The sequence below is a fragment of the Belnapia rosea genome (genome assembly GCF_900101615.1).
GTDB classification, from domain to species: domain Bacteria; phylum Pseudomonadota; class Alphaproteobacteria; order Acetobacterales; family Acetobacteraceae; genus Belnapia; species Belnapia rosea.
On record NZ_FMZX01000001.1, the window covers coordinates 447,827 to 466,964 of the forward strand.

The 19,138-nt window shown below is 69.2% G+C and carries 15 protein-coding genes; 6 read left to right on the forward strand and 9 right to left on the reverse strand.

Annotated elements, in window-relative coordinates; translation table 11 throughout:
* Nucleotides 1-24 precede the first annotated feature (24 nt).
* From BLR02_RS02195 to BLR02_RS02215, 5 genes are all read right to left on the reverse strand, one after another.
* Nucleotides 25-1,170 (reverse strand): TRAP transporter substrate-binding protein, encoded by a 1,146-nt coding sequence (locus tag BLR02_RS02195; protein ID WP_090560749.1) that lies wholly within the window; start codon nt 1,168-1,170, stop codon nt 25-27.
* A gap of 760 nt (nt 1,171-1,930) precedes the next feature.
* Nucleotides 1,931-2,749 (reverse strand): hotdog family protein, encoded by an 819-nt coding sequence (locus tag BLR02_RS02200; RefSeq protein ID WP_090660035.1) that lies wholly within the window; start codon nt 2,747-2,749, stop codon nt 1,931-1,933.
* A gap of 375 nt (nt 2,750-3,124) precedes the next feature.
* Nucleotides 3,125-4,720 carry a GMC family oxidoreductase gene (locus BLR02_RS02205; RefSeq protein WP_090660038.1) on the reverse strand — a complete coding sequence of 532 codons (1,596 nt, stop codon included), beginning with the start codon at nt 4,718-4,720 and terminating at the stop codon, nt 3,125-3,127.
* Nucleotides 4,721-4,846: 126 nt separating this feature from the next.
* Entirely contained in the window at nt 4,847-6,256 is a 1,410-nt protein-coding gene (locus tag BLR02_RS02210; protein ID WP_090660041.1) for an MmgE/PrpD family protein, read from the reverse strand.
* A gap of 67 nt (nt 6,257-6,323) precedes the next feature.
* Complete coding sequence (locus BLR02_RS02215; protein WP_176849336.1) at nt 6,324-7,298, reverse strand: Bug family tripartite tricarboxylate transporter substrate binding protein; 975 nt, start codon at nt 7,296-7,298, stop codon at nt 6,324-6,326.
* 257 nt (nt 7,299-7,555) lie between these two features.
* Between BLR02_RS02215 and clpS the strand changes: the two genes are divergently transcribed.
* From clpS to BLR02_RS02240, 5 genes are all read left to right on the forward strand, one after another.
* On the forward strand, nt 7,556-7,867 hold the full coding sequence (gene clpS, locus BLR02_RS02220) for an ATP-dependent Clp protease adapter ClpS (protein ID WP_090560754.1): 312 nt from the start codon (nt 7,556-7,558) through the stop codon (nt 7,865-7,867).
* 145 nt (nt 7,868-8,012) lie between these two features.
* Nucleotides 8,013-9,338: an ABC transporter substrate-binding protein gene (locus BLR02_RS02225; protein ID WP_090560755.1), complete on the forward strand. Its 1,326-nt coding sequence runs from the start codon at nt 8,013-8,015 to the stop codon at nt 9,336-9,338.
* A 96-nt stretch (nt 9,339-9,434) separates the two neighbouring features.
* Nucleotides 9,435-10,310 (forward strand): phytanoyl-CoA dioxygenase family protein, encoded by an 876-nt coding sequence (locus BLR02_RS02230; RefSeq protein WP_090560756.1) that lies wholly within the window; start codon nt 9,435-9,437, stop codon nt 10,308-10,310.
* A complete protein-coding gene (locus tag BLR02_RS02235; RefSeq protein WP_090660046.1) occupies nt 10,311-11,933 on the forward strand; it encodes a GMC family oxidoreductase in 1,623 nt (540 codons plus the stop codon).
* On the forward strand, nt 11,906-13,540 hold the full coding sequence (locus BLR02_RS02240) for a GMC family oxidoreductase (RefSeq protein ID WP_218127837.1): 1,635 nt from the start codon (nt 11,906-11,908) through the stop codon (nt 13,538-13,540). The genes BLR02_RS02235 and BLR02_RS02240 overlap by 28 nt, the downstream gene beginning before the upstream one ends.
* A gap of 120 nt (nt 13,541-13,660) precedes the next feature.
* Here the strand turns inward: BLR02_RS02240 and BLR02_RS02245 are convergent, their stop codons facing one another.
* The 4 genes from BLR02_RS02245 to BLR02_RS02260 all read right to left on the reverse strand — a co-directional run bounded on the left by BLR02_RS02245 (nt 13,661) and on the right by BLR02_RS02260 (nt 18,229).
* On the reverse strand, nt 13,661-15,937 hold the full coding sequence (locus BLR02_RS02245; protein ID WP_090660049.1) for a xanthine dehydrogenase family protein molybdopterin-binding subunit: 2,277 nt from the start codon (nt 15,935-15,937) through the stop codon (nt 13,661-13,663).
* Complete coding sequence (locus tag BLR02_RS02250) at nt 15,937-16,416, reverse strand: (2Fe-2S)-binding protein (protein ID WP_090660052.1); 480 nt, start codon at nt 16,414-16,416, stop codon at nt 15,937-15,939. Before BLR02_RS02250 ends, BLR02_RS02245 begins: the two co-directional genes overlap by 1 nt.
* 3 nt (nt 16,417-16,419) lie before the next feature.
* Entirely contained in the window at nt 16,420-17,292 is an 873-nt protein-coding gene (locus BLR02_RS02255) for an FAD binding domain-containing protein (RefSeq protein WP_218127309.1), read from the reverse strand.
* A gap of 136 nt (nt 17,293-17,428) precedes the next feature.
* Nucleotides 17,429-18,229, reverse strand: a complete 801-nt coding sequence (locus tag BLR02_RS02260; RefSeq protein ID WP_090560760.1) for an SDR family NAD(P)-dependent oxidoreductase — start codon at nt 18,227-18,229, stop codon at nt 17,429-17,431.
* A 148-nt stretch (nt 18,230-18,377) separates the two neighbouring features.
* Between BLR02_RS02260 and BLR02_RS02265 the strand changes: the two genes are divergently transcribed.
* Nucleotides 18,378-19,127: an IclR family transcriptional regulator gene (locus tag BLR02_RS02265; protein ID WP_090660055.1), complete on the forward strand. Its 750-nt coding sequence runs from the start codon at nt 18,378-18,380 to the stop codon at nt 19,125-19,127.
* The last annotated feature ends 11 nt before the right edge of the window (nt 19,128-19,138 follow it).

The window sequence follows — 19,138 nt, forward strand, 5'->3', positions numbered from 1 at the left end:
ACGGCGGGGCTGGCCTGGCGCAGCTCAGCCCTGGCGGGCGAAAAAGTGATTGTAGGAGATCACCGGGCTGGCTTCGTAGCGCAGGAAGAAATTACCCACCCGCCGGCACCAGTCACGTTGGCTGTCGCATATCTTCTTGAACAGCGGACCATTGACCGGGGAGGAATTGTCGGCCTCCAACCTGGCGATGACCCGGTCCCAGGCCTGCAGCTGCGCATCCAGCACCGGGCGCGGAGTTGGCCGGACATTCACCCCCTGCTGTTGCGCCATGGCCTGAAGGTCGCGCGAGAAGCGGTCCTGCAGCTTCCAGCTCATCTCGGCCGAGGCGGATTCGGCGCCATGCCGGATCACCGCCTTCAGCTCGTCCGGCAGGCTGTCGTACCTGGTCTTGTTGAACAGGATCTCGAAGCTCTCCACCCGCTGGTGGTAGCTCTGGATCATGTAGGTCTTGGCCACGTCAGGAAAGCCGAGGACCCGGTCCGAGGAAGGGTTGCTGAACTCCGCCCCGTCGATTACCCCGCGCTCCAGCGCCGGCACGATCTCCCCACCCGGCAGGGAGACGACAGCGGCGCCCATCTCGTTCATCACATCAGCGGCCAGGCCAACGGTGCGGTATTTCAGCCCGCGGATCTGGTCCGCCCGCTCGATCGGAGCCTTGAACCAGCCGAGCGGCTGGGTCGGGATCGGGCCGGACAGGAAGCCGACCGTATTCACCTTCAGCACGTCCTGGGTGAGCTCGCGGTACAGCGCCTCTCCCCCGCCCTGGTAGAACCAGCCGAGCATCTGGTTGGCATCGCCGAACCAGGGCGGCGCGGTGCCGAAGAGGCTGAAGGCCTTGTTCTTGCCGAACCAGTAGGCGCAGACGCCATGCCCGCCATCAAGAGTACCGGCCGAGACCGCATCCAGCAGCTGGAAGGCGCCGACCACGGCGCCGGCTGCCAGCAACTCCAGCCGCAGCCGGCCGCCAGCCATGGCGTTGACGCGGCTTACGTAATCCTGGGCAAACTCGTGGAAGATATCGCGCTGCGGCCAGGTGGACTGGAAGCGCAATGTCACGGTCTGGGCGCGGCTGACATTCGGCATGGCCAGTACAGCCGTCCCAGCGGCGCCGATCGCGGCGACCTTCAACAGGCCACGACGCCCTGGGATCGATGTCTCGGTATCAGACATGTTTTCTCCCTGTAAAACGGCGTCAGTTTTGAAGTGCCCTGCCGCCATTGCTGTTCCGTTCTAGATAACGCGGGGGCATCCTGACCGCAATGCAATCTTAGGCTACTCGGCCGACCAATCCGATGCAGCACCGGCCTGTGGCTGTCCTTCCTCGAACCTTCTCCCGTCTTTCACGAAGCTGCGACCATCACATGCATTGGCTGCCTGGTTGTGAGATCTCCTTGATAGCCTCAGCGATGAGGGGGCTTCGGGAACGTCTTCCGGTCCGGCACGCCCTTCAGGTGTTTCGCTGCGATGACGTCCGATGAGTACTGTGTGTGGTTCAGCACCTCACCGCTGCGCTTGTTGTACCCCTTGCCGCAGTCCCGGCGGTAGCCTCGGGCGGTGCGCTCCGGCCGCTCCGTCACAGCAGCAGAGCCGCAAGCCAGGCAGTCCATCCCTGCTTCCCGCCGCGCTGGTCCCGGATCTTACCCGCGGCACCTTGGACAGCCAAACAGGCCGCCTGGAGCGAGGCCTGACAAAACCCCGGCGAGCGAGTCAGGTACATCACCGGCAAGCATCGTCACAGGCGGTCGTACCTGACTGCCGGTATCGCTCAGGGTCCGTTGGCGCCTGAACGCAGGCGCATTGCTGGCGTTGAGCCGCCTGTCTGGAGGGGGGCGTTCGGGCTGATGGCCGAGGAGTGGGCAGTGCTCAGCCTTCGGCCAGCAAGCACGAGCGGCCCAACGCTAACGACTGATTGTGTTGTCTTGGCGGCGGCTCAGTCCGATGAGATCAACTCGGCAAGCTGGCGCGGGCAGTAGATCGCCGAGTGATGGACTCGAGCAACTGGCGTGCAGTCGTTTGCAAGGACCAGGATGTCGAGCTCGGCGATTTTGTGGCCCTTGCGGTCGTAGTTCGCCAGTACCTTGGCCCGGGTGGTAAGGACGTCACCAACGCGGGCCAGTCCCAGATTGCGGACCGCGCTGGCGATGTGAATCCAGGCGCTCATCTGCACGTTGTGAGACAAGGACCAGTTGCACATCCGCAGGATGATGCCAGGATGAACGAGCTTTTCGTTGGAATAGATAGGGTTTGTTTCGCGAACATCGCGCAGATAGCTTGAAGCGTAGTCCTCCGTAACCTCGAACGGATCGGCGCCTAACCATTCCCCAACGGGGAACACCGAAGCGTTTACGTGCGGCCTTTCACGCCTGGCAGGCACAACCGGGAAATCGGCCAGGTCCGGCATAACCATCGGTTCGGGAGGCAGATTCGCCGAGCCAGACGCACAGAAGACCTTCTCGCTTTCCACGGTGAAATCGAGGCCGGTCACAGACCGGCTTGCAGCGACCGTGATGATCCGGCCGTCGTAGACCGGTTTCAAGAGTTTGCAGTCCATTGTGCCGCGCTCAAGCCAGGGCCGGCCCCAGAGGGCTAGGGGAAAGTGGGTCGCATAGGCATAAACCTCGACACCGGGGACAAGAGCACCGGCGAAGCCTAGCCGTGCCGCGACGGTGTCGTCGTGGATCTTGTTCTCAGATGCCTGCGAAATATTGAAGGCGCTCAGGCTGTATGGTGCAAAAGGGGATAAGGTCATCGGAAGCCTCCTGCCATGAATTAGCCTGAACTCGAATCCGTTTTGATGTCCAGCCTATGCGCGAGCCAAGCAAATAATTGATCGAGATTAATCCTATTGCGCTGTACGGGACAACGACACTTCGGTGAGGGTCCTTCCGGGCGGCGGGCACGGCGTCTCCTCTCCGCCCATGACTGGATCGCCAGCCTCACTCGTCTCCGCCGCAACCAGGTCGCTGCCAACGAACATCGAACCGCAAGGACGCTTGGGTTCGGGATGTGGGTCCATGTCAGCGGGAGTACCGCTATGGCCTGAACTCCGCTTCCGCGTCGCCCTCGGCTGAGCAAGTCGGTCAGATGTGGCCAACACCGTGACGGTGCCCCCTTGCGCTGCCAATCACCGTGCTTCCTCCAGCATCATCGCGGCGCATTTCTCACCGATCATGATGGTTGGCGCGTTCGTGTTGCCTGTGGTCAGTGTCGGCATCACGCTGGCATCGGCAATGCGCAAACCCTGGATGCCCTGCACCCGCAGCCTGCTGTCCACCACTGCACGCGGGTCCTCACCCATGCGGCAGGTGCCGACTGGGTGGTAGATGGTAGTGCCGTACTGGCGCGCGAAGGCCAGCATCTCTTCCTCGCTTTGCACCTCCGGCCCAGGTAGCAGCTCGCGCACGCTGTGCTGGGCAATAGCGGGCTGCGACATGATCTGGCGGGCCAGTTTCAGCCCGGACGCCAGCACCCGTTGGTCGCCGACGGCGCTGAGGTAGTTGGGGCGGATGAGCGGTCGCACCAGCGGGTCGGCCGAGTTCGCCATCACGCTGCCGCGGCTATCCGGGCGCACCGGACAGATCGCTACGGTCATGCCAGGTTCCTGTTCCAGCGTACTGATGACGCTGCCAAGTTCGTAGGTCGCTGGCGTGAACAGAAGCTGCAGGTCTGGCGAGGCCAAGCCTTCACGGGAACGGGCAAAAACCTGCGCAGTGGTGACACCGAAGGTCAGCGCACCATTGCCGCGCAGGAAAAAGCGCGCCACTTCGCCGGCCAGCCGCAAGCCGCGCGACAGCTGGTTGATAGATATCGCCTGCTTCACCCGATGCTGCACACGCGTGACGTAGTGGTCCTGCAAGTTGGCGCCAACGCCCGGCAGGTCTGCCAGCACCGTGATACCCAGCGATCGCAGATGATCGGCTGGGCCAAGGCCGGACACCTGCAGAAGGTGCGGCGAGTTCACCGCGCCGCCCGAGAGCACCACTTCCTTCGTCACACGGATGCGCTTTGTTTCGCCTCCCTGGATGTACTCGGCGCCAACGCAGCGGCATCCTTCAAACAGCAGGCGCGTGGCCTGAGCATCGGTCTCCACACGTACCTTGCCCTTGACACGAGCTAGGAAGGTGCGGGCGGTGGAGCCGCGCCACTTGCCGATACGCGTCATTTGAGAGTAGCCGACGCCTTCCTGCTCCTTGCCATTCAGGTCCTTGCGGAAGGCGTGGCCGGCCTGCTGCGCGGCTTCAACGAAGCGGTGCGTCAGCGGCAGGATGGTGCGATAGTCCTCCACCTGCAAAGGGCCGCTGGTGCCGCGGTATTCGGGATCGCCGCTGTTGCGGTATGTCTCCGAGCGACGGAAGTAGGGCAGCACCTCATCATAGCTCCAGCCCCGTGCACCCATCTGCGCCCAACCGTCGAAGTCGGCGGGGTTGCCGCGCACATAGAGCATGCCGTTGATGGACGAGGAGCCACCCAGCGTCTTGCCGCGCGGCCACTTGATGGCGCGGTTGTTGCTCCCAGCCTCGGGCTCGCTCAGATAGCCCCAGTTCACCAGTTTCTGGTTCCTCAGCAGCTTTATCATGCCGGCAGGGATGTGGATCCAAGGGTGGCGGTCCTTCGGGCCGGCTTCCAGCAGCGCCACACGGGCGCCGCTCTCACCGAGACGCGCGGCTACCACGCAGCCGGCCGAGCCGGCGCCAATCACCAGATAGTCCGCTTCCATCATCCCACCCTGCTATTCTTCCCAGTAACCCTTGCGGCCAATGCCCTGACAAAAGGTGGGCGGCCTTCCGTTTGATGATGCCTGTCGCACGCCAGAGCCCAGCCGCCGCAAGCGAGACCGCAGCACTTATCAGCGCCGATCAAGCTTCCCCGTGGACGGGAGGGCCAGCCTGCGCGCCAGCGCGCCGACATCTCCTGCCGTGTCGAAGGAACGGAGGCAGGCGAGGCTCGCCTCGACGGCGTCGGGGGGCAGGCCGCAACGCGGCACGAGGCGCCGGTATTTCGCCTCGACATCGGCCCATTCGAGGCCGCCAGCACTCGACCCACGCGGCGCCCTGCAGGTGCTGCTGACCTCGCGCCCGTCCTTCAATACAAGGGTCACTGTACCGCCGTGGCGGTGCGGAAATCGGTCCGGCAGCGGTGGAGGGTTCGGGTCGAGCACCACACGGGCGAGCAGGCTCTGGATCACCGGGTCGGCCATCTTGGCCGGCTCGATGTGCTCCCATCGGAATCCACGGTCGGCCACCGCGGCGGCGACGAAGTAGACGAAGCTGTGGGCTGCGCTGACAAGGTCCGTCGGATGGGTCGGCCCATGCCAATCGGCAAGCTGTGCCGCGGTCAGGACGATACGCTCGACCTCATCGGGACGGACATCCCCGGCCGTGGCCGCGTCTGACGCCGCCTCGGCGATGGCGTGGAACGGGTGTGCGCCGGGCATCAGCTTGATCGCCATGTCCGTCACGATGTCCCAGGACGCGCCGAGGTCCTGGGTGATCGTCTCGACCGCCTCGCCGTTCATCGCCGAGAGGAAGCCCCGGGGAGCCTCGAGCACGGACGGCTCCGCGCGGAAGCCCTGCGCCGCCGCCCGCGCCGCATCCAGCCCCAGCATGGCCGCAAGGCCCGCATGCCACTCACGCGCCCAGCTCGTATCGGCCGCGATCGCCATGCCGCCGGCTGAGGTCGCGGCGAGCGCGATCGCGTGAGTCATGCGCTCCTCGTCGAGCCCAAGCAGGGTGCCGGCCGCCACTGCCCCGCCGAACACCGTCGAGACCGACCCGTGAAAGCCGCGGCGCATGCGGCCTGGCGTGAGCGCCTCGTCGATCCGGCCAGCAACCTCGTAGCCGAGCACCATGGCCCGCAGCACCTCCGCCCCGCCGAGGCCTGACTCCTCGGCAAGGGCGACCGAGACGGTCGAGACGATGGTGCCGATATGCGCGATGCTGCGCAGGTCGCTGTCGTCGGCGGCGGCGGCATCGCTGCAGACGGCATTGGTTCGCGCCGCAGCGCGTACCGGGAGCCGCGCCGGAGTGAACCACACCGCGGCGGCCGGCGCCCCACCCGCGTTCAGCTCCATCGAGCGGACGATCGCTGCGGAGGGGATCGACAATCCCGCCGCCGCGCTGGCGATCGTGCTGGCGAGGCTCATCTTGGCCCGCTCGAGCGCGAGCGGCGGGATGGCCTCATGGCGGGTGCCCACGACGAACCCGGCCAGGACCCGGGCGAGGGGGGCTGCGCGGACGCTTGCTGCTTCTGGGGGCAAAGGGGAACACCTCCTCGATCTAGGCCCCCGCTGGAGCCCCTGCTGACGCTGCCTGCCCGTGCGGGACCTACTCGGGCTTCACGCCGGCCGCACGCATGATGGCCGGCCATTTCGCCAGGTCATCCTGGATCAGCCGTGAGAATTCCGCTGGGCCGCCAAGGCGCAGAGGCGGGAGGTCAAAGCCCTGGGCGGTCAGCTTCTCCCTCAGGGCGGGCCGCGAAAGGATTTGATCCAGCGCCCCATGGATGCGCTCGATGATGGCCGGTGGCGTGCCCGCTGGCGCCACGAAGCCGAGCCAGGTCGATACGTCGTAATCCCGTAGCCCTGCCTCCTCGAGCGTGGGCAGGTCGGGCAGCGAGGCCGAACGCCGCGCGGTCGTAATGGCGAGCGGGCGGAGGTCCCCTGCTGCGATGAGGCCCTTCGCGGCAGGGATGTTGAAGAAGCCTGTGTCGACGTCGCCTGAAATGATCGCCGTCATTGCGGCGGGCGCGCCCGTGTAGGGGACGTGGGTGAGCTCCGTACCGGTCGCGCGGGCGAACATGGCGCCCGCGACGTGCATGCTCGTACCCACGCCGCTCGAGGAATAGGTGACCATGCCCGACGGCTTCGCCCGGATCGCTTCGACCACCTCACGGACCGAGCGAAAGGGGCTGTGGCGCGACACCACCATGACGTTGGACATCGCCGCCACCACCGCGATCGGCGCGAAGTCGCGGATCGGGTCGTAACCGGCGTCCCGGTAAAGGGCGGTGTTGATCACCATGTTGCCCTGGCTGACCTGACCGATCGTGTAGCCGTCGGGCGCGGAGCGTGCGATGGCGGTGGTGCCGATGTTGCCGCCGGCACCGACCCGGTTCACGACCATGGCCGGCTGTCCGAGCAGGCCGGAGAGCTGCTGCGCGAGATCCCGTATCAGGGAGTCGGCCGCGCTGCCGGCCGCTAGCGGGGCGATGATCGTGATCGGCCGGGACGGGTAGCTCTCGGTTTGTCCACGTGCCCCGGATGCCCTTGCCAGGAGGACCGGCGCGGCGACCGCCGCCACGATAGACCGTCGCCTGATGCATCTAGCAACAGCAGGCGATCCTCCGCCGGCGCCGCACACTGGCATGGGCGATCACTCCCCTCCCGAGATTCCCCGGTTTGGCCGGGGATTTCGTCGACTTGGAACGAATGATAGCCACCTCCAGCGCTTCACGACAACGACGCTGCCGACCCGAGCGGTGCCGAAGCCCTGTGGCGGGCTTGCAGCCGCGCCGAAGGACGCATAGCTGACCTGTCACGGCCGACGGGAGCGGTACGATGCCGGAACCTGATACGACGACCATCTCGAGGGTGAAGCCGGAGCTGAAGGTCGAGCGGCCGAAGCTGCACAAGGTGCTGCTGGTGAATGACGACTTCACCCCGCGGGCCTTCGTGGTCACGGTGCTGCGGGCGGAGTTCCGCATGGGCGATGGGCAGGCGCAGCGGGTCATGATGACCGCGCACCAACGCGGCGTCTGCGTGGTCGCGGTGTTCACCCGCGAGGTGGCAGAGGAGAAGGCGACGGCGGCGACGGAGATGGGCCGCAAGCAGGGCTATCCGTTGCTCTTCACCACCGAGCCCGAGGAATAGCCAGCGCGCCGCGCCGGGCGGGCGGGCGTTTCCGCCGCGCTGTCCGGACTGGCCGGGGCCCCGTCCGGCATTCCCGCTCGACGGCGGCCCGTTCCTGCCGATACCCTGTCCGCAACGGGGGCAACACCCTTGGGCGGAGACGTGCATGCGACCGATCATCGGGCGTCGCCAGACCATGGGCCTGGCGGCGGGAATGCTGGCCGGGGCGGCGCTGCCGGCGCGGGCCATCCCCGTGGCCGACGTGCCGGCGCCGCGCCTCGTGCCGGAGCCGGGCGCCAGGCTGCGGGTGCTCCGGCCGGCGAAGTACATCGATCCCGACGAGGCGATCTTCAACCAGAACACCCGCCGCTTCACCGAGCAGACCGGCATCGAGGTGCGGATCGACTACGTGAATTGGCCGGACATGCCGGTGCAGGTCGCCGTTGCCTTCAACACCGGCAAGGGCGCCGACGTGCTGATCGGCTTCGGCGCCGACGCGCACATCTACGCCGACAAGCTGCTGGAGGTGACCGACCTGGCCGAGTATCTCGGCGCCCGGTACGGCGGCTGGTACGACCTGGCCAGGGTCTATGGCCAGCGCTGGCGCAGCAGCGCCTGGCTCGGCCTGCCCATGGGCGGCACCACCGGCCCCGCCGTCTACCGCCGTTCCTGGGTGAAGGCGGCCGGGTTCGACGGCATCCCGAACGACCTCGGCGAGTTCCTCCGGCTCTGCCAGGCGCTGAAGCGCATCGGCCATCCCTGCGGCTTCCCGCTGAGCCACGCCCCGGGCGATGCGCCGGGCTATGCCAATTGGCTGCTCTGGTCGCATGGTGGCAGGCTGGTGGACGAGGCCGGGAAGGTCGCCCTCGACACGCCGGAGACGCTGCGGGCGCTCGACTATGCCCGCGCCATGCAGGAGACGATGATCCCGGGGACCATGGGCTGGAGCGGCGTCAGCAACAACCGCGCCTTCATCGGCGGCGAGATTGGCCTCACCCAGAACGGCGTCTCCGTCTACTATTCGCTGAAGACCTCGACCGATCCGGCGCAGAACGCCCTCGCTGCCGACACCGGGCATGCCGAGATGCCGCACGGCGCGGCGGGCAAGGCGCCGGAGACGGCGCTGACCCTGGTCGGCATGGTGCCGCGCTACACCCCGGCGCCCAACGCGGCCAAGGCCTATCTGCGCTTCATGATGGAGGCCGAACAGTATGACCCCTGGCTGACCGGCTGCCTCGGCTACTGGTCGCAGCCGCTGAAGGCCTATGGCGAGAGCGCGGTCTGGTCGTCGGACCCGAAGCTCGCCGTCTACCGGGACGCCATGGATACGCCTTTCTACGAGGGCTATGCCGGCCCGATCACCCCGGCCGCCGGGGCCGTCGCCGAGAATTGGGTGCTGGTCGACATGTTCGCCCGCGTCGCCACCGGTGAAGCCCGCCCGGCCGACAGCCTGCGCGACGCGGTGCGCGCCGCGCGGCGCTGGTATCGTTAGAGCAAACCCCGAAGGGGAAATTTGCTCGCCCAGACAACAGGCTGGAGCCGCGTCCGCGAGCGCAGCCGAGCGGAAAAGGCTCCAAGGGAGGAACCGATGCTCACGGATGCCCAGAAACGCGAGTACGACGAGGTCGGCGCCATCGTCGTCCCCGACATCCTGTCCCCGGACGAGGTGGCCGAGCTGCGCCGCGTGACGGACGGCTTCGTCGAGCGCGCCCGTGGCGTCGCCACCCACGACGCCATTTACGACCTCGAGGACAGCCATTCGCCGGCCATGCCGCGGGTGCGGCGGATCAAGTCGCCCCACCTGCACCATCCGGCCTATGCGGCGCTGGTGCGGCACCCGCGCATCCTCGCCGTGCTGCAGTCGCTCTGGGGGCCGGACATCCGGTTCGACACGGCGAAGCTGAACATGAAGTCGGCGGGCTTCGGCGCCGCGGTGGAATGGCACCAGGACTGGGCCTTCTACCCGCACACCAACGACGACCTCGCCGCGGTCGGCGTCATGATGGACGACATGGAGCCGGAGAACGGCCCCCTCCTGATCGTCCCCGGCAGCCACAAGGGGCCGGTCTTCGACCACCATGCGGAGGGGCGCTTCTGCGGCGCCATGGACCCGGCCAACCGGGACGTGGATTACGCGAAGGCCGTGGCCCTGACCGGCCGGGCGGGCTCGATCACCGTGCACCACGTGCGCGCGGTGCACGGCTCGGCGCCCAACACCTCGAACAAGGAGCGTCGGCTGCTGCTGTTCCAGTTCCGCGCCGCCGATGCCTGGCCGCTGCTCGGCTTCCCCGAGGGGCTCGAGGCCTATGACGCGCTGATGGCCGCCGGCCGGTCGAGCCTCGCGCCGCGCCTCGCCGATGTTCCGGTCCGCCTGCCCCTGCCGCCCGCCGACAAGCAGGGCTCCATCTACGAGAACCAGAAGGGCCTGAAGCGGAAATTCTTCGAGGCGGCGGCGGCGCAGTAGATGCAGGCGGACTATGTGATCGTCGGCGCCGGCTCGGCCGGCTGCGTGCTGGCCAACCGGCTGACCGAAGACCCGGCAACGCGCGTCATCCTGATCGAGGCGGGCGGGCGCGACTGGCACCCGCTGATCCATGTCCCTGCCGGCTACATGAAGCTGCTGCAGCACCCGACGCTGACCTGGGGCTTCACGGCCGACAAGGAGGCCGGGCTGAACGGGCGGGAGATCCCCTATCCGCGGGGCAGGGTGCTGGGCGGCTCCAGCTCGATCAACGGCATGATCTACATCCGGTCGCAGCCGGAGGATTACGACCACTGGTCGCAACTCGGCAACCGCGGCTGGTCCTCGGAGGACGTCATGCCGCTGTTCCGCAAGTCGGAGCGCTGGGAGGGCCCGGCCGATGCGGTGCATTCCCAGGACGGGCCGCTCCACACCTCCCGCACCCGGGATCAGCCGGAGCTGTGCCAGGCCGCGATCCGGGCGGGCACCGAGTTGGGCTGGGAGCACCGCGACGACCTGAACGACCTGCCGCACGGCCTCGGCGAGCATATCGGCTGGGTGCAGCAGACCCGCGGCGGGCGGCGGCGGGCCTCGGCGGCGCGCAGCTACCTGCGCCCGGCGCTGCGGCGGCCCAACCTCCAGGTGGTCACCCATGCGCTGGTGCGCCGGATCATCCTCGACGGCACCCGGGCGGTGGGCGTCGAGTTCTCCCGCGGCGGCGCGATCGCGCAGGCGATGGCCGGGGCGGAGGTGATCCTCTCCGCCGGCGCCATCGGCTCGCCGCACATCCTGCAGCTCTCCGGCATCGGCGAGCCTCTGCATCTCGGGCGCATCGGCGTCCCGGTCAGGCACGCCCTGCCCGGGGTCGGCCGGAACTTCCAGGACCATTTCCTCGTGCGCGTGCAGGCGGAGGTGAGGGACATCGCCACGCTCAACGAGCGCTCCCGCGGGCTGCGCTTCGCAAGCGAGGTCCTCAAATACGTCGCCGCCGGGCGGGGGATGCTGACCTATGCCGCCTCCCTCGTCGCCGCCTCGATGAAGGTCCTGCCGGAATCCGCGACGCCGGATGTGCAGGCGCTCTTCGCCTCGGCCAGCTATGCGCCCGGCGTGTCGCGGCAGCTCGACAGCAAGCCCGGCATGACCTCGGGCCTCTGGCAGATGCGTCCCGAGAGCCGCGGCCAGGTGCTGGCGCGCACCGCCGACCCACACGACCAGCCCTCGATCAACCCGAACTACCTGGCGGAGGACCGCGACCGGCGCACCATCATCGCCGGCATGCGGCGGGTCCGCGACTGGTTCAATGCCCCCGCCCTGCGGCGCTACCTGGTGGCGGAGACCCTGCCCGGGCCGGAGCTGCGGTCGGATGATGAGCTCCTCGCCTATGCGCGGCAGACCGGGACCACGGTGTTCCATGCCGCGTGCTCCTGCCGCATGGGGCCGGATGCCATGGCGGTCGTGGATGACCAGCTGCGGGTTCATGGGCTACAGGGGTTGCGGGTGATCGACGCCTCGGTGATGCCGGCCGTCACCTCGACCAACACCAACGCGCCCACGATCATGATCGCGGAGAAGGGGGCGATGCTGGTCAGGGCGGCGGCGTGCCACCGCCAGGCCGCGGCGGCCTGACGATGGTGCAAACCTACGACTACATCGTGGTCGGCGCGGGATCCGCCGGCGCGGTGGTGGCGAACCGGCTCTCGGCCAACCCCGTCAACCGGGTCCTGCTGCTGGAGGCCGGCCCGCCGGGCAGTCCCTGGACGCATATCCCGGTCGGCTATGCCCGGATGATCGCCAACCCGGCGGTGAACTGGCTCTATGCCTCGGAGCCCGAGGCTGCCACCGGCGGCCGCCGCCTTCCCGTGCCGCGCGGCCGCATGCTGGGGGGATCTAGCTCGCTCAACGGCCTCGCCTTCGTGCGCGGCCAGGCGCAGGACTTCGATACCTGGGCGCAGATGGGCAATCCGGGCTGGAGCTATGCCGATGTCCTGCCCTTCTTCAAGCGCATGGAGCGCTACGAGGGCGGCGGGGATGACCGGTTCCGCGGCCGGGACGGCCCGCTGCGCGTCACCAACCCGCGGCCCTGCGAGCCGCTCCACGCCGCGCTGATCGCCGCCGCGGGGGAGGTCGGGATCCCGCACAACCCGGACTACAATGGCGCGACCCAGGACGGGATCGCCATGAGTCAGGCGACCATCGCCGCCGGCCGCCGGATGAGCACCGCCGCCTGCTACCTGGCACCCGCCCGGCGCCGGCCGAACCTGCATGTCGAGACCGGCGCGCTGGCCGAGGCGCTGCTGCTCGAAGGTGCGCGCTGCGTCGGCGTCCGCTACTCGGTCGGCGGCGCCGTGCGGGAGGCGCGGGCCGGGCGCGAGGTCGTCGTCAGCGCCGGCTCCATCAACGCGCCGCAGCTGCTGGAGCTGTCGGGCATCGGCCAGCCGGACCGGCTGCGCGACCTCGGGATCGAGGTACGCCACGCGCTGCCCGGCGTGGGCGAGAACCTGCGCGACCATTACGCGCCGCGAACCCGCTGGGCGGTCGGCGCGCCTGGCCACACCTACAACGACACCGGCCGCGGCATCGGCCTGGCCCGCCAGGCGCTGCGCTTCGCCCTGAGGCGGGAGGGGATGCTGGCCATGGTCGGCGCGCCACTGCGGGCCTTCCTGCGGTCACGCGAGGGGCTGGAAGCGCCGGACCTGCTGCTGGGCTGGGTGCCCATGCTGATGGAGACGGGCCCCCGCGGACCGCGGCTGTCGCGCCAGTCCGGCATGACTTGCTACGCCCATCCGATGCGGCCCGAGAGCCGGGGGCACATCCACATCACCGTGGCCGATCCGCGCCGGCCGCCGGAGATCCGGTTCAACTTCCTCTCCTCGCCGGTCGATGCCGAGTTGACGGTGCGGGCGGTGCGCCTTGCCCGCCGGATCATGACCGCGCCCGCCATGGCCCGGCTGCAGGTCGCGGAGATTGCCCCAGGCGAGGCCTGCGCCGGCGACGACGAGATCCTCGACTGGGTGAGGCGGACGGCGGAGACGACCTACCACCCGGTCGGCACCTGCAGGATGGGCGCCGACCCGATGGCCGTGGTCGATGCGCGGCTGCGGGTGCACGGCATCGCCGGGCTGCGGGTGGCCGATGCCTCGGTCATGCCGACCCTGACCTCGGGCAACACCAACGCGCCCTCGATGATGATCGGCGAGAAGGCGGCCGACATGATCCTGGCCGACGCGGCCTAGAACTCCCCACAAAACCGCTGCGCGGCTTTGCGGGGCCCTCGATGGTCGCTCGGCGTCCAGGATCCGGCATTGCCTTCCGCGGCGGAGCCGCGGAAGGACACTAACTGGAAGCCGGCAGCGTCAGGCTTCGTCCAGCCGTGCCAGCACCTTCGGCGGCGACATCGGCAGGCTGTAGAAGCGCGTGCCGAGCGCGTCGTGGACGGCATTGGAGATCGCCGCCAGCGGCGGGACGATCGGCGCCTCGCCCACGCCGCGCACGCCCTGCGGGTGCTTGGGGTTCGGGATCTCCAGCATCACCGCCTCGATCATCGGAACGTCGGAGCAGACCGGCATGCGGTAGTCGAGGAAGCCGGCATTCTCGAGCCGGCCCTGGCGGTCGTAGAGATACTCCTCGCTCAGCGCCCAGCCGATGCCCTGCACCACGCCGCCCTGGATCTGGCCCTCGACATAGCTCGGATGCAGGGCGCGTCCCACATCCTGCGCCGCGGTGTAGCGCAGCACCCGGACGATGCCGAGATCGACATCCACCTCCACATCGACGACATGGGTGGCGAAGCCGGGCTCGGCGCCCGCGGTGTTGAGCTGGACGCCGGCGCCGATTGGCCCGCCGGTCTCGCTGGCGCGGGCGGCGAGGTCGGCGAGCGTCAGCGGCGGGAACTGGCCGGCATTCGGGCCGGCCGGCCGCGCCTCGCCATTCTCCCAATGCACCGCCTCGGGGTCGATCTTCCAGATCTTGGCCGCGCGCTCCTTCAGCTGGCCGATCACCTTCTCGGCCGACTGCGTCACCACCATGGCGGAGGCGAAGGTGACGCGGCTGCCGCCGGTCAGGTTGCTGTAGCCGATGCTGGCGGTGTCGCCGATCAGCACCGAGACGCGGCCGTGGTCGACGCCGAGCAGCTCGGCGGTGACGTTGGCGATCGAGGCGCGGGAGCCGCCGACATCCGGATGGCCGGTGGTGACGACAACGTTGCCGTCCTCGGTGATGTTGACCTGCGCCGAGGATTCACCGCCGGCATTGTACCAGAAGCCCGAGGCGACACCCCGGCCGCGCCTCACGCCGGGGCGCGGGTTGCGGTCGAGCGGCGCCTTGTAATGCTCATGGTCGCGGATCGCCTCGATCGTCTCCTCGAAGGTGACCTTGGCGAAGGTCGCGCCATAGGCCGCCTTGGTGCCGGACCGGGCGGTGTTCTTCAGGCGAAGCTCCAGCGGGTCCATGCCGAGCTGCTCGGCGATCTCGTCGATCACGCTTTCGGCCGCATAGGCGCCGAGCGGGGCGCCCGGGGCGCGATAGGCGGCGACCTTGGAGCGGTTGGAGACGACGTCATAGCCGACCGAGAGCACATGCGGGATATCGTAGGGCGCGAAGGCGCAGCCGACCGGCCCGCGCAGTGGCCCGCCGGGCAGGCAGCCCGCCTGGATGTAGAAATCGCCCTTGGCGGCGACGAGGGTGCCATCCCGCTTCGCGCCGATCTTCACCGTGCTGAAGGAGCCGGAGGTCGGGCCGGTGGCCCGCATCACCTCCTCCCGCGTCATCACCATCTTCACCGGGCGGCCGGACTTCTTCGACAGCAGCAGGGCGACAGGCTCGAGATAGATGATGGTCTTGGCGCCGAAGCCGCCGCCGATCTCGGCCGGGATCGCCCGGATGTTGCTCTGCGGCACGCCGGTCAGCAGGGAGGTCATGGCGCGGACCATGAACTGGCCCTGGCTGCTGCTCCAGATCGTCGCGCGGCCATCGGCGGAATAGCTGACGGTGCAGGCCTGCGGCTCGATATAGCCCTGGTGGATCGGCCGGGTGCGGAAGGTCCGCTCGACGATCACGTCGGCCTCGGCGAAGCCGGCCTCCACGTCGCCGAGCTTGGCCGTCATCGTGCCGGCGATGTTGGAAGGCTTGCCCTCGAATCTGGCGAAGTCGTGCAGGATCGGCGCGTCATCGCGGATCGCGTCCTCGATCTCGATGACATGCGGCAGCACCTCGTAGTCCACCTCGATGAGCGCGCAGGCGGCGACCGCCACCTCCTCGTTGATCGCGGCGACGGCGGCGACGGGGTGGCCATGGAACAGCGCCTTCTCGCGCGCCATCACGTTGCGGCACATCCAGCGCATGTCCTGGATGCCGAGCAGGACCGAGGTCTCGAGCGGGAAGTCGACGATGTCCTTCGCCGTGACCACCGCCTTCACCCCTGGCAGGGCTTCCGCCTTGCTGGTGTCGATGGAGCGGATGCGGGCATGGGCGTGCGGGCTGCGCAGCACCTTGCCCCAGATCATCCCAGGCATGGTGTTGTCGGCCGCGTAGCTGGCGCGGCCCGTCACCTTGTCCGCTCCGTCCGGGCGGATGGTGCGCTGGCCGATCCACTTGTTGTCCTCGACCCGGAGCTTGTCGGTAATGACGTTCATCAGACGGTCTCCCGCATCTCGGCGGCGGCTTCCATCACCGCGCGGACGATCTTGTCGTAGCCCGTGCAGCGGCACAGGTTGCCGGCGAGGCCGAAGCGCACCTCGGTCTCGGTCGGGTCGGGGTTCTTCTCCAGCAGGGCGCGGGCCGAGATCAGCACGCCGGGCGTGCAGATGCCGCATTGGAGCGCGGCCATCTCGAGGAATTTGCGCTGCAGCGGGTGCAGCGCCTCGCCCTGCGCCATGCCCTCGATGGTGGCGATCTCGGCGCCCTCGGCCTCGACCGCCAGCACCAGGCAGGAGCAGACCAGGCGGCCATCGACGGTGACGCTGCAGGCGCCGCAATCGCCGGTGCCGCAGCCTTCCTTGGTGCCGGTCAGGCCTAGCGTGTTGCGTAGCGCATCGAGCAGGCTGCTGCCGGGATCGGCGAGGAATTCCACCGGCTCGCCGTTGATGCTGGTGCTGACATGGGTCTTGGCCATGGATCAGTTCCCTCCCTGGGCGCGGGCGGCGGCGATGGCGACGGTGCGCTTCAGCAGCACGCCGGCGACCCTGGTGCGGTAGGCGATGGTGCCGCGCTTGTCGTCGATCGGCCGGCAGGCGGCGCGGCAGGCGGCGGCGGCCGCTTCCAGCGCTGCATCGTCCAGCCGGCTGCCGATCAGCGCCTTCGCCGCCTCCTCGACCAGCAGCACGGTGGGGGCGACGGCGCCGAGACCGATGCGGGCATCGGTCACCACGCCGTCCTTGAGGGTCAGGCTGGCGCCCAGGCCGACGACGGCGATGTCCATCTCGGTGCGGGGGATCATCCGCAGATAGGCATCCGAGGCGCCGGCGGGGCGCGGCGGCAGGGTGAAGCTCACCAGGATCTCGCCCGGCGCCAGGCTGGTCCGGTGCGGCCCGGCCGGGACGGCCTCAACGGGGATGGTGCGGCGGCCCTGCGGCCCCTGGATGGTGACGACGGCCCCGGCGGCGATCATGGCGGGGACGCTGTCGCCGGCCGGCGAGCCGTTGCAGAGGTTGCCGCCGGGCGAGGCGCGGCCCTGCACCTGCTTCGAGCCGATGAGGTTGATCGCCTCCAGCACCCCCGGCCAGGCCTTGCCGAAGCGCGGGTGCTCGGCGAGCGTCGCGCCCGGGACGGCGGCGCCGATGCGGAAGCCGCCCTCGGGCGTCTCCGCGATCTCGGTCATCTCGCCGATCTTCTTGATGTCAACGATGAGGCCGGGGCGGACCACGCCGGCGCGCATCTGCACCAGCAGGTCGGTGCCGCCGGCCAGGATGCGGGCGGCCCCTTGCGCCGCGGCGAAGGCGGCCACCGCCTCGTCGAGCGTCCGCGGCGCCAGGTATCGGATGTCGGTCATTCTCGCTCCCGTGGTCGTTGCCGGTTCCCGCTTCGTCCCGCCGCCACAGGGTGGCGTCCTCGTCGGGCGAAGGCCTTGGGGCGAGGCTAGAGCAAACTTCCGACGGGTGGAAACACCCAGCCTCGCCGGCCAGGCCCTAGCCGCAGCGGACGGACATTCCGCCATCGACGACCAGCTCCGTCCCGGTCACGAAGCGCGCCTCGTCGGAGGCGAGGAACAGCACCGCATGGGCCGTGTCGCGCCCGTCGCCCGCGAAGCCCAGCGGGATGCGCGCCAGGCGCTGCCGCACCAGCGCGTCCACGTCCCCGCCCGACCGCTGGCCGGCCAGGCGGACCTCGACCATCGGGGTATGCATCTGGCCCGGCACCACGGTGTTCACCCGGATGCCCTTTGCCGCATACTGCACCGCGACGACGCGGGAGAGCTGGATCACCCCGGCCTTCGACGCCGCATAGGCAACCTGGGCCGCGCCGGTCCAGCGGATGCCGGAGGTCGAGGCGAGGTTCACCACCGCGCCCTGTCCCTGCCGCTCCATCACCGGCAGCACGTGCTTGAGGGTGAGGAAGACGCTCTTGAGGTTGGTGTCGACCTGCAGGTCCCACACCTCCTCGGCCATCTCCACCGGGCCGCCGGCTGCCGAGCCGCCGACATTGTTCACCAGGACGTCGATCCGCCCATGCCGCCCGGCGATGTCGGCCACCAGCCGGGCGACGGCCGCGCCGTCGGTCACGTCGAGCTGCGCCGCCTCGAAGCGGCCACCCTCGGCCGCGATCCGATCGGCCGTCTCCGCCATGCTCTCCGGGTTGCGGTCGACGCCGATCACGGTCGCGCCCTCGCGCGCCAGCCCGGTGGCGATGGCGCGGCCGTTGCCCCAGCCAGATCCGACGCAGCCGGCGCCGGTGACGATGGCGACCTTGCCCGCAAAACGCTGCGACATGCTCAATCCCCCCTTGGTGCCGGCGCCGGGCGACGCGGCCGGGGAGGGGGCGATGCCCTGCCTTCCCCGCCATCGGCATCGCTACCATCGGCCTTTCATCCTGCGCAAGCGACTTCCATACAATGGAAGGAGACGCTATGAAGGCTGAATGATGGGGATGTCAGGCGAGGTGCCGATGCCTGCTGCCGAGCCACAGCCGCGCGAGGCGACGGAGGCTGAGGGCAATGTGCGCGCGGTGGATCGCGCTTTCGCTATCCTGGGCGCCTTCGAGGACGGGGATGCGATGCTGCCCCTGGCCGAGGTCGCCCGCCGCGCCGGGCTGCACCTGACCACGGCGCTCCGCCTGCTCGGCACTCTCGAGAGCCATGGCGTCGTCCGGCGCCTCGCCCAGGGCGGCTATGCGCTCGGGCCGCAACTGCTGGTGCTGGGCGAGCGGTTCCGCCGCGGCCTGCGGCTGGAAGACCAGGTGATGCCCGCGCTCGACCGCCTGCGGGGCGAGAGCCAGGAAAGCGCGGCCTTCTTCGTGCGCGAGGGCGACCGGCGCCGCTGCCTGTTCCGCCAGGACAGCCCGCAACCGGTCCGTACCGTGGCGCAGGTGGGAGATATGGCGCCGCTCGGCATCGGCGCCTATGGCCGCGCGCTGGTGGCGCTGGAGGCCGAGCCGCGTCCGCGCCTGCCCATCGTCAGCCATGGCGAGCGCCTGCCGGACGTCGTGGCCATCGCCGCCCCGGTGCTGGACGGCCGGGGCGCCGTCGCGGGCGCGCTCGGCATCACCATGCCGCGCTACCGCTTCGGCGCGGCAGCCGAGGCGCGCTGCCTGGCGCTGGTGCTGCGCGAGGCCGCGGCCCTGACCCACGCCCTCGGCGGCGACCCCGCCTCGATCCTGGCCCTCGCCTGACATGGAGGACT